The organism is Burkholderia sp. LMG 13014 (assembly GCF_905232215.1).
Taxonomy (GTDB): domain Bacteria; phylum Pseudomonadota; class Gammaproteobacteria; order Burkholderiales; family Burkholderiaceae; genus Burkholderia.
In genome coordinates this window covers 1-2,076 of sequence record NZ_CAJNKE010000824.1, presented here as the reverse complement: position 1 = coordinate 2,076, position 2,076 = coordinate 1, and the positions used below count along the sequence as shown (strand labels likewise).

Annotated in this window: 3 protein-coding genes; all 3 read right to left on the bottom strand. The window is 70.7% G+C overall.

Annotated elements, in window-relative coordinates:
- Positions 1-40: 40 nt before the first annotated feature.
- Genes JYJ84_RS35035 through JYJ84_RS35025 form a run of 3 tightly spaced genes read right to left on the bottom strand, consistent with a single transcriptional unit; the run spans position 41 to position 1,722 of the window.
- Positions 41-823, bottom strand: a complete 783-nt coding sequence (locus JYJ84_RS35035) for an anti-sigma factor (protein ID WP_174957048.1) — start codon at positions 821-823, stop codon at positions 41-43.
- Positions 820-1,335, bottom strand: a complete 516-nt coding sequence (locus JYJ84_RS35030; RefSeq protein WP_089450011.1) for a sigma-70 family RNA polymerase sigma factor — start codon at positions 1,333-1,335, stop codon at positions 820-822. Before JYJ84_RS35030 ends, JYJ84_RS35035 begins: the two co-directional genes overlap by 4 nt.
- A gap of 27 nt (positions 1,336-1,362) precedes the next feature.
- Positions 1,363-1,722, bottom strand: coding sequence for a hypothetical protein (locus JYJ84_RS35025; RefSeq protein ID WP_175222847.1), 360 nt, complete (start codon positions 1,720-1,722; stop codon positions 1,363-1,365).
- Between the last annotated feature and the right edge of the window lie 354 nt (positions 1,723-2,076).

Here is a 2,076-nt window from a genome sequence, read left to right as displayed (position 1 = left end):
CGTCGTCTTCATCGCCTGCTCCGTACCGGCGCCGCGCGCATCACCCCTTCCACGCGTCGGTCGGGCCGCCGAGTTCGCCGCACGCGTCGATCGCGAGTTCGCGCAGGCGTCGTTCGTCGCCCTGGCCGGACAACGCGTAGCCCATCCCGCGATCCGACCAGAAATACGTGTAGCGGTCGCCTGCCGACATCGCCTGTGGCGCGAGGCGCCGTGCGTCGTAGGCCGTCATGTACAGCGTCACACGCTCGCCATCCGCGCGCTGGTACATGAGTTGCGCGGCCGGCCCCGCTTCGCCGGGCAACAACCGGCCGCCGAGCAGCTCGTAGCCGTATTCGTCGAGTGACGGCGCACGCACCGGCCGCCCGAGACGCGTGGACAGCCACGCGACGAGACGTTCGGGGTCGCCTGCACCCACCTCGACCGGATGTTCGCGGTCGGCCACGTACGTCGCGTACGCGACATCCGCGTGCGCGGCGAACGCTGGGTCGCTGCCGAACGCCATCCAGCCCGCATGCAGCGTGACGCCGATCAGCAGCCCGGCCGCAAGCCCCGCGAACGCGTAGGCGATCCCGCGCCGGCGCGGCGCGCGGCGCTGCACGAACAGCGCGGGCGCAGTGCCCGGCAGCGGGAACAGCGCCTGCAGCGCGTCGCGTTGCGCACGGTAATGCGCGAATCGTTCGGCTTCCTCCGGATCGGCCAGCACGCGCTCGAGCACCTCGCGCCGCTCGTGCCCGGACAGCTCGCCGTCCAGCAACGCGGACAGCAGTTGCGCCGACGCATCGTCGTCCCGCTCGTTCGAAGGTTTGCGCGGTTCGTCCATCATGTCTTCCCGATCACCCGTAACGCGGCCGTGCCGTGCGCCGACGGCTCGTCCGACAGCAACGCGCGCATCTGCCCGCGCGCCCGTGCGAGCCGCGACATCACCGTTCCCACCGGTACGCCGAGCACCTCCGCGGCATCGCGATAGCTCAATTCCTCAAGGGCGACCAGCAGCAGCACCTCGCGCTGCTCGACCGGCAGCCGGTACAGCGCGCGCTGCACGTCGCGCAGCACCAGCCCGCCGATTTCGCCGGCCGGCGCGGCCATCGTCTGCCACGGTGCCGTCGCGTCGTCGACGGCGATCTCGTGCCGCGCGCGCAACTGGTCGATGAAACGGTGCCGCAGCAGCGTCAGCAGCCACGCGCGCAGGTTGCCGCCATCACGCGGCGGGCGGTTCAGCGCGCGCTCGAGCGTGTCCTGCACGAGATCGTCCGCCCAGGCCCGGTCGCCCGTCAGCGCGCGCGCATAGCGCGTGAGATGCGGCAACCACACCAGCAGGTCCGATTCGTAGCTCATCAGGATGCCTCGCGCACTGCCGCGCAGTCACGGACGTGCGACGTGCCACATGCCGCCGATCCCGTCGCCCCCCGCGTCGCCGGGTTTGCGATCCTGCTTCCAGCGATACAGCGGGCGCCCGCGGTACGCCCATTGCTTCTTGCCGTCGTCGCGCGTGACGAGACTCCGCACGCCTGTTGCCTTGTCATACGCGTCGGCAAGCGCGGGCGGCCAGTTGGCCGCGCACGCGCGGTCGCATGCGCTCTTGCCGGGCGCATCGCGATCGAACACGTACAGCGTCATGTGATCTTCGTCGACCAGTTTCCCGTCGCCGGCCCGCGGTGGTTCCGCGGCGGCCGGCTGCACGATTGCCGCCATCAGCGCGGCGGCAGCGAGTATCCGTTTCATGCCCGTTCTCCTTGGCACGGCTTCGCGACACGGCGGCACCGGCCGGGACGATCGGCTTCGTCACGACCATTATCCTGCCGGCCGGCGCTGCCGGGATTCGGTATGTAAACGGATGGAGGCGACCGGTTATTCCACGCCGGCCGGCGAGCGTCGATTGCGGCCATTCATGCGACGAAAGAAAGCGGGCCCCCCAAAGACAACGCGGCATGACATCGCTGTCATGCCGCGTGGCGCGACCCGTTGCACGCGGCGGCCGATCCGGCACCGCCGTGCGTGTCCGGCCGGTTACTTCGGCAGTGCGCCCGTCAGCGACTGGAGCAGCGACGACACCGGTGCGAGCGGGTTGCCCGGCGC

Excerpts from the sequence above, each read along its gene's own strand:
- JYJ84_RS35035 (WP_174957048.1), bottom strand. The coding sequence starts at position 823 with ATGATGGACGAACCGCGCAAACCTTCGAACGAGCGGGACGACGATGCG.
- JYJ84_RS35030 (WP_089450011.1), bottom strand. The coding sequence starts at position 1,335 with ATGAGCTACGAATCGGACCTGCTGGTGTGGTTGCCGCATCTCACGCGC.
- JYJ84_RS35025 (WP_175222847.1), bottom strand. The coding sequence starts at position 1,722 with ATGAAACGGATACTCGCTGCCGCCGCGCTGATGGCGGCAATCGTGCAG.